General features: G+C 49.8%; 4 protein-coding genes. All 4 read right to left on the bottom strand.

The window, feature by feature from the left end; all coding sequences use genetic code 11:
- Nucleotides 1-63: 63 nt before the first annotated feature.
- Entirely contained in the window at nt 64-1845 is a 1782-nt protein-coding gene (gene nrdD, locus HMPREF2907_RS05625; protein WP_070681006.1) for an anaerobic ribonucleoside-triphosphate reductase, read from the bottom strand.
- 34 nt (nt 1846-1879) lie between these two features.
- Complete coding sequence (gene nrdG, locus HMPREF2907_RS05630) at nt 1880-2416, bottom strand: anaerobic ribonucleoside-triphosphate reductase activating protein (RefSeq protein ID WP_070681009.1); 537 nt, start codon at nt 2414-2416, stop codon at nt 1880-1882.
- 439 nt (nt 2417-2855) lie between these two features.
- A complete protein-coding gene (locus HMPREF2907_RS13190) occupies nt 2856-6116 on the bottom strand; it encodes a putative Ig domain-containing protein (RefSeq protein ID WP_070681012.1) in 3261 nt (1086 codons plus the stop codon).
- A gap of 1197 nt (nt 6117-7313) precedes the next feature.
- On the bottom strand, nt 7314-7722 hold a 409-nt coding region (locus HMPREF2907_RS12935; RefSeq protein WP_168165200.1), incomplete at its 5' end, for a hypothetical protein.

The raw sequence follows: 7722 nt of genomic DNA on the forward strand, positions 1-7722 counted from the left end.
AACCTAAAAGGTCGTCTGAAAACCCAAACCGGTTTTCAGACGACCTTTATCTATTCAATACCATCAAGCCGCTTTGCGGTGGTAATGCCGTAGTGCGTGTTCTTTGCGCCGTCCGCTACTGAATGCGGATACGCGTTTCAGATAACCAATAACGCGGGTGCCGTAGTCGATGTCGTGCGAACCGCAGGCGGAACAGGCGTGCAGGGTACGTTTGTCGATATGGCCGCATTCGTTGCAAATGGTGATGCGCACGTTCACGCAGAAGTAGTTGCAGCCGGTTTGCGCGGCGATGTCCAAGAGCGAGCGGTAGCCGGATTCGGGCAGGGCTTCGTCAAGGTTCAGGTGCAGCGCGGAGCCGCCGTCGAGCCAGTCCACCAGTTCTTTGCCGTGCAGCAGGAATTTGTCGAGCGCGTTGATTTCTTCGTCTTCGACGACGTAGAAATAGGAGTTGTAGCATTCGCGGCTGACTTTGTAGCGGTCGGCTTTGTCCCATTTGGCGTTTTTCACGCCAAGGTTTTCGGCGGGAACAAACTCAGTGTTGAACTTCACGCCGTAGTGTTTGCTGGCGGCTTGGTTGGCTTCGAATATGGTTTTCAGACGACCTTGGACAAAGTTGATGTAGTCGTCGTTGTAGCCGACCTTGATGCCTTGCGATTCGGCGGCTTCCGCCATACCGTTGATACCGATGGTGAGGAACTGTTTGTCCAGCGTGATGAAACCTGCATCGTAAACGGGCAGCATTCCGGCGGCTTGGTATTCTTCCATCAGTTTGCGGTAGGCGTATTGGTATTTGTGGATTTTGGCGACTTCGACGGCAAGGTCGCGCCCGTCTTGTTCCAACCGGTTCATGTTGATGGTGATGACATTGATGGAACCGGTTGCCACGCCGCCCGCGCCGAGGGTGTAACTGAAGGTACGGTCTTCAATGGCGTTGCGCAGACGGCAGCAGGAAGCCAACGAGTCGGGGTTGTCGGAAAGATAGACGAAGAAGGAATTGCCTTCCGCCAACTCTTTCACCATTTCATCGGCAAACACGGTGTCTTTGCATTTGCCACCGTCGGTCAGCATCGCAGCGGTCACGACGGGGAAGGTCAAAACGGCTTTGCTGCGCTCCTGATTGAACCATTTGAGGAAGAAGTTTTGCAGCTTCGCTACGCTCGCCCACACCGGTTTGCTGAAATCGGGAAAGACGAAATCGCCGAACATCGCATCGAAATAGTATTGATCGTAAACGGAAATATTCCAAAACACGCTCTGATAGCCGCGTGCGGCAGCGGGCTGGTTGATGCTGTACACCACCTGCTGCATATGGTTGGCGATTTCTTTGCCGTGGGTTTCCAAATAATCGTCGCCGTAGTCTTTGCGGGCGAAGTAATCGAAATAGGTCAGAAACTCCACCGTCGCCACCGCGCCGGCAAACTGCGCGCTGATGGCAAACACAAGATTGATAAATGAGCCGCAAAACGATGCCAAATGCTGCGGCGCTTTGGATTCGCCGCCGAGTTTGCTTAAGCCGTCAAGCAGGAAAGGATACAGCGTAACCGACACACAATAAGGCTTGAGGCTGGTTTCGTCGTGCACATAAATCTCATGCGCCTCAATCTGGCGGATGTATTCGTCGGCGACGGATTGGTCGAAAATTTCGGCGATTTTGCGCGACACTTGGGCGCGGTTAATCTGCACGAAAAAGTCTTTCATGATTTCCGCTTCCATCGTGGCGATGTTTTTCTGGGTAACGTTGGCGTTGGCGTCCATTTTCGAGCCGTCCGCCGCGTTTTGCGCGCTGATGTAGTCGTGCATGAATTGCAGTTTGCCGTTTAACTGTTCGGGATGCAGCCGAATCATGTTAATTCCTCCTGTGTGGGTTGGATAAAAAGCCTCAGGCCGTCTGAAAAGCGGCCGCCTGCGGCTGAGTCGTAATCGGGATGATTTTGGGCGCGGGTTTGTCTTTGATAAACAAGCGGTTCAACACCTCGCCCGTGCGCAAATCGATAAATTTCTGATTGGTTGTCGGGCTGTCCAAGCCACCCAGCTCCATCTGCCAACGGCCGGTTTTCAGATACGTCAGATAAGGCAGGATGCCGTCTGAAACCGCCTCCAGCTCCTCACACTCCAAACCGGTGTACAAACAGGCTTTCAACCCCGCCTGCGTCACGATGCCCAACATTTTCTGCAAGGCTTCCGGCTGCCATTCCCCGCCCATAAACAACACGCAGCTAATCAGCCCGCGATAGCGTTTCAGACGACCTCTCAAATAATCCTCGGTCAATTCCGTGCCGACACCCTCTTTCCACGCATCGGCACTATGGCAGCCCTTGCAGCGCAGCGGGCAGCCGGAAAACAGAAACGCCAGCGACACTTCACCCGGCACTTCCTGCCAGACAATTTGCTCGATTGTGAATTTCAACGCTGCCATGACTTGCCACGCATAAATACAATATATGGTGTGAATTAAATCATAAGAACACAAGATATGGTATTTTTATTTAACAATGCAACAAACCGATATGATAGTTTTTAATAATTCCCCATATTGAAATTACAAATCAAGACCGGCTTCCAATACGAAAAATAAGTCGTGATAAGCAAACTCCGTTATAGCAAAGACCTGCTTCAGGGCAGACTGACAATTTGAAATGAGTCGGTTTTGGGCACAGAAAATGCCGGATTCAAGGCAAAAAGCACAGCAAGATTGAACATCTTACGAGCATTTTTAATGCGGAAGACGGCGCTTTATGAGACAAAATACCGCCATTATCGAATGAGCCCCAGTCTAAATCTCAAAAACAGAAAAGGTCGTCTGAAACCCGTTTCCAGGTTTTCAGACGACCTTTACACATTCCCCAAGCCTTCAATCAGACAATATGCTGTACTCGTTCGTACAATTGTGCAGGATTCACCATCTGATCGGCAAAACTCAGACTGAGGTCTCGCGATTGTGCCGAAGCGTAGTAATGCTCAACCTTCACCTCATCCCCTTCACCGAAAGCACGGATCAGCAGGCTGTCTTGGGCGCGTGCGAACACGGCATCTGCCTGTTTCCCCCCTTCAAACACCAAACGGTCGGTAAACACGCCCGCGCGGGTTGAGCCGTCGGCTACTGTATCTTTGCCGTGTCCCGCCGCGAAAACGTAAGTATCCGCAGTGTTGATACCGCCTGCCAGATAATCATCGCCTTTCCCGCCGATAATCGTGTCTTTGCCGTAGCCGCCGTAAATTTTATCGTTGCCCGCGCCGCCATGAATCGTATCGTTGCCGTGCCAGCCCGTCAGCGTCGCGCCTGTATCGGAGCCATATATTTCCATAGCCGCCGTTTTCATGGCTTCCGCATCCAAGGTTTTATCAGCGAACTCGAAACGTACATGACGGTTGGCAACCGACTGGAAATAATTGGCGACCGTTACCGAATCGTCTTCGCCGTATGCCTTGACGGTCAAATCGTTGCCGCTGCGGATAAATCTGACCAAACCGGAAACCGCGCCATCGAAGCGCAGCGTATCGGTAAATTTACCGCCCTGATAAGTCGCATCCCTGACGGTATCGTGTCCGTGTCCCGCTGCAAAAAGGTAAACATCGCTGCTGTTTATACCGCCATACAGCGTATCATTGCCCGCACCGCCTGCCAGCACATCACTATCCAAGCCGCCGCGCAGCAGATCTTCGCCGTCCGTTCCGGTCAAAATCCTGTCTTGTCCCGACGCACGTCCCAATACTTCCAAGCGCATAGCGGCTTCTGCCGTTGCACCCTGCGTATCGGCTGCCGTAATTTTCAAATCAAAGCTGCCCGATTGCAGAACCCTGCCGCCGAATACGCCGCGTTTACCGTCAAAATCCATGCCTTCAGGTAGTCTGCCACCATCGGCAAGCGTCGCGCGGTAAGTCAGCGCATCACCGTCTTTATCGGCAAACAATCCCTCCGGCAATGCAAACTTCCATTCCTGTCCCGCGCGTGCGTATTGCGTATTCAGACGACCCTGCACTTCGGGCGCATGGTTTTCCGCCCCGATTGCCAACGTCCAATCTTGGGACGCCGACAAACCCTCGTCATCGAACGCACTGATTTTCAGAACCAATTTATCCGTTTCAGACGACACTTTGCCGCTCAAAGTACGGCTTGCCGAATCAAACGCCAAACCTTCGGGCAGGGGCGAGCCGTCCGCCAAAGTTAATTCATAGCGCACGACACCCTTGTCGTCGCGGAACAAATCATCCGCAAGCTGATGGCTGAACAGCTTATCCGCCGATACCGACAAAGTTTCAACCGCCTTATCCGCCTGCGGCGCAGCATTGGGCGCAGGCAACGCCAATCCAAACATTCCATCGCGGAAATTCTCTATCGCAATCTGTCCTTGGAACGTCGCGCCCGTCAAAACCAGGGTTGTGCCCATCAAAGCCAGCGTCCAACCTTGAGCCGAATGCCAGACATCAGGCTTATCGGCATCCACCGTCCAAACCGTACTGTCGAGCGCAACGCCGTCGATAAAGATCGCACCTTCCCCGCCCGCATCGCGTATGGTTTTCACATCATCGGCATTCTGCAAATCGCGGGACGCAAAGAGATAAGAATCGAAACCCTCGCCGCCGTCGAGCAGGTCGCGTCCTGCGCCCGCTGCCAGCGTATCGTGTCCCTTGCCGCCGTAGAGCCTGTCGTCGCCCTCTCCGCCGTCCAGATAATCGTCTCCCGATACCGCAGCGTCGCGGTTGTCGTCGCCCCACAAAATATCATTGCCCGAACCGCCGTACAGCACATCGTTGCCGTCCTGACCGACAAGCAAATCATTGCCCGCGCCGCCATGCAGCACATCCGCCGCACCGCCCGCAGCAACGCGGTGTACATTGTCCGAAGGCGCAATTTTCGCCGTCAGCGCGTAATCGCCGGTCTCGGCGTCAATCACAACATCCCAAGCATCCGTATCGTTGTGCGTACGGCTTGCGCTGTTCAGAAAGTTCGGATCCCATTTACCGTCGCCCCAAGTATATTCGTAGCTCAGCGTACCGGCAGGAATCCGCACCGGACGCGGCATGACCAAGCCCGGCACCAACGGCATGACGGGCGCAACCGTACCGTAATTGAAATAAATGTCCCCGCCACCCGTGGAAATATAATGTCCCCGGCTGCCGGCGCGCAAAAAGCCGTCGCCCAGAATCACATCGTCGCCCGCGCCGCCGAAGACCGTATCGCTGCCTTCGCCGCCCGTAATCAAATCGCGGTTTGCGCTGCCGAAAACCTCATCATCACCCTCGCCCGCAGCAACCCAGTCGCCGCGTTCGGACGAACCCGTTTCCGACAGATGGCTGTCTGTCAGCTCCGAATAAATCACATCGTCGCCCACGCCGCCGTAAATCAAATCCCGGCCTGCGCCGCCGATGATGATGTCGCGGTCTTCCGCCTTCTGCGCCTCGGTTTTGTTGCCCGCAAAATTGCTCCCGTTCAACAAATCGTTGCCCTCGCCGCCGTTGATGACGTCCGCGCCGTAGCTTCCGTACACACGGTCGTTGCCCGCACCTGCCGACACCGTCAGCCTGCCCGCCCCGCCCGCAAACAGCACATCATCCTTATTGCCGCCCGTCAGATTAAACCAACGGTCTTGCGCATTCGCATAGAACACATTGTACTTGTCCGCTGCTCCGACCCCGTCGGTACGCACCAAAGCGCCTTCCCCGGCTTCCGAATCGGGCATGGCAGGCTTCTCTTTGGTCGCCAATGTGATTCCCAAAGCCGAAACATCCGATTTTTCGCCTTCAAAGAAACCGCGGATGACCGCCATATCCTTGCCGTGCTTCACCAGCAGCGAATGGGAAAGAGCAGGACGCACCGCCGTCATCAAACCGTCAGGCTTACCGTCCGCACCCACGCTCAACCAAGTATCGTCGCTTTCGCTGTTTCGGATAAAACGGGACGCGCGGACGTCGTCTGAAAACACGATTGACCCCTTGTGGTCGCTGTCGAAGACATTGTCTAAACCGTTGATACGGTAGGTATCGTCGCCGTTGCCGCCTAAGAAACGGTCTGAATATTCAGTACCGATAAGGGTATCGTTACCTTCTCCTGCAATATAGGTTGCACCATATTTCGTATATTTCTGATAATGGTTTAACTCGGTTATCTGTTGCATCAATTCATTAAATAGTCCCAGCTCTTTCGCTATATTGACACTGGGAGGGAATAATGAACTAATTAAAGTATTTATCTGGGTACTGATAGTATTCAAATCAATATTTTTACTTAAATCCAACTCCTGCTCCTGAGTGTCAGTTTTTTCGATATCCACACTCAAAATCTTTTTGATCTTGTAATCATTCAAAGTATCCTTCGACTGAGTTCCATAGATAACCAATTGATTAGCATCATTCAAATAATCAATTACGCCTGAATTTTGAATAGATTGAAACTCCTTCAAGAAACCTAATAATCTTGATATCATCCTCATCTTATTGATTTGAGGTTGGACATAAGCCTCAAATTTAGGTCGAACATAAGGATCAATATAGGGATGAATAATAGTATTATCATATTCCATAGGGTGAATAGTTTTACCTTCCAGTGCATCAACACCGATATATTGAAACAAGACTTTTTTACCAATGCTGAAAGGATCAGTTATACGGTCAAGTAAAGTGTTGACAACATCTGTTAAGCTGCCATTTCCCTTAAAATCAAAGTTATCTTGAAAGTCTTTTTTTTCATTATCTCCTTCTACTGTATCTATGTTGCTATAGGGAAATATTTTAAAGTTTTCAATGCGCAAAGGATTTCCATCTTTATCTACAACAAAGCGGATATTATCCTTATCTAAGGTCATTTTAACTGAACCAAAGACAAAAGCATTTTTGCTGATATTTTCAGCATTAAAAATTTCGTCCCAATAAAAATAGTAGTCCTTCAAAAGAAGTGCAGAGTCCTTAAATAATGTACTATCTTTAAGATAAATAAAATTTCTTGCAGCTTCATATGAAAGAGAAATCTCCCCATTAGACAGATATTTTATTTGATTGGGGAACTGTTTAATAACCTCCTTAATATTCATACTTCCAGATTCATGTTCGGTATTGAAAAAACGTTCAATTAGCCTAAATTTGTAAGGATGAAATTTCTCTAATCCGGTTTTATCCAAAAATTGCTTACTGTCAATATGCAAAACAACCGCTTCTTCATTGGCTCGTTTTATCCATTTATCTGACAAAATATCCGTTTTAGACGGAGGTGTTTTCTGTCCCCATAAATAATAAGACAGTACTTCACTTGTATAATTTCCAGACAAATCCAAAACAAATTTTTTAGTTTGAGGCATTATTGCATTTCCTCGTGTGATTTAAGGGTTCTTAGGGCAACTGTAAAAAAAACTACCATCCCAAAGGGTTTGGTAATAAAACATATAATCAAATGATTTTGAAAGGGAGTTCATTACAGAATCATCAGGTTTGCCATCAATCCATTTCCAGCAACCAGTAGGGGGGGTAGATACGGATTTTGTAAAATCCTGTGTAAGAAGAAATCCGTAACTTGTAGTCATATGTTTTGTATAATTTCCCGTTACAGAGGAATATTTTTCGGGAAGATATAATCCACAGTTATTAATAATATATCTGCGATAATAGGTTTCAGCCCTTTCTCCCGTAAAATCTACTTCTTTCAAATCTAAGAAGTAATTTCCAACCCCTCTTTTTGAAAGAAAACTGGGAGTCCCTTGAAACGGATAATCAGCTTTCAACAACTCTGAC

Origin of the sequence: Neisseria sp. HMSC055H02 (assembly GCF_001813335.1) — a bacterium.
In the GTDB taxonomy this organism is placed as follows: domain Bacteria; phylum Pseudomonadota; class Gammaproteobacteria; order Burkholderiales; family Neisseriaceae; genus Neisseria; species Neisseria sicca_C.

What these genes read in the sequence shown, in the direction of transcription:
- nrdD (WP_070681006.1), bottom strand. Translation starts at nt 1,845, where the DNA reads ATGATTCGGCTGCATCCCGAACAGTTAAACGGCAAACTGCAATTCATG.
- HMPREF2907_RS13190 (WP_070681012.1), bottom strand. Translation starts at nt 6,116, where the DNA reads ATGCAACAGATAACCGAGTTAAACCATTATCAGAAATATACGAAATAT.
- nrdG (WP_070681009.1), bottom strand. Translation starts at nt 2,416, where the DNA reads ATGGCAGCGTTGAAATTCACAATCGAGCAAATTGTCTGGCAGGAAGTG.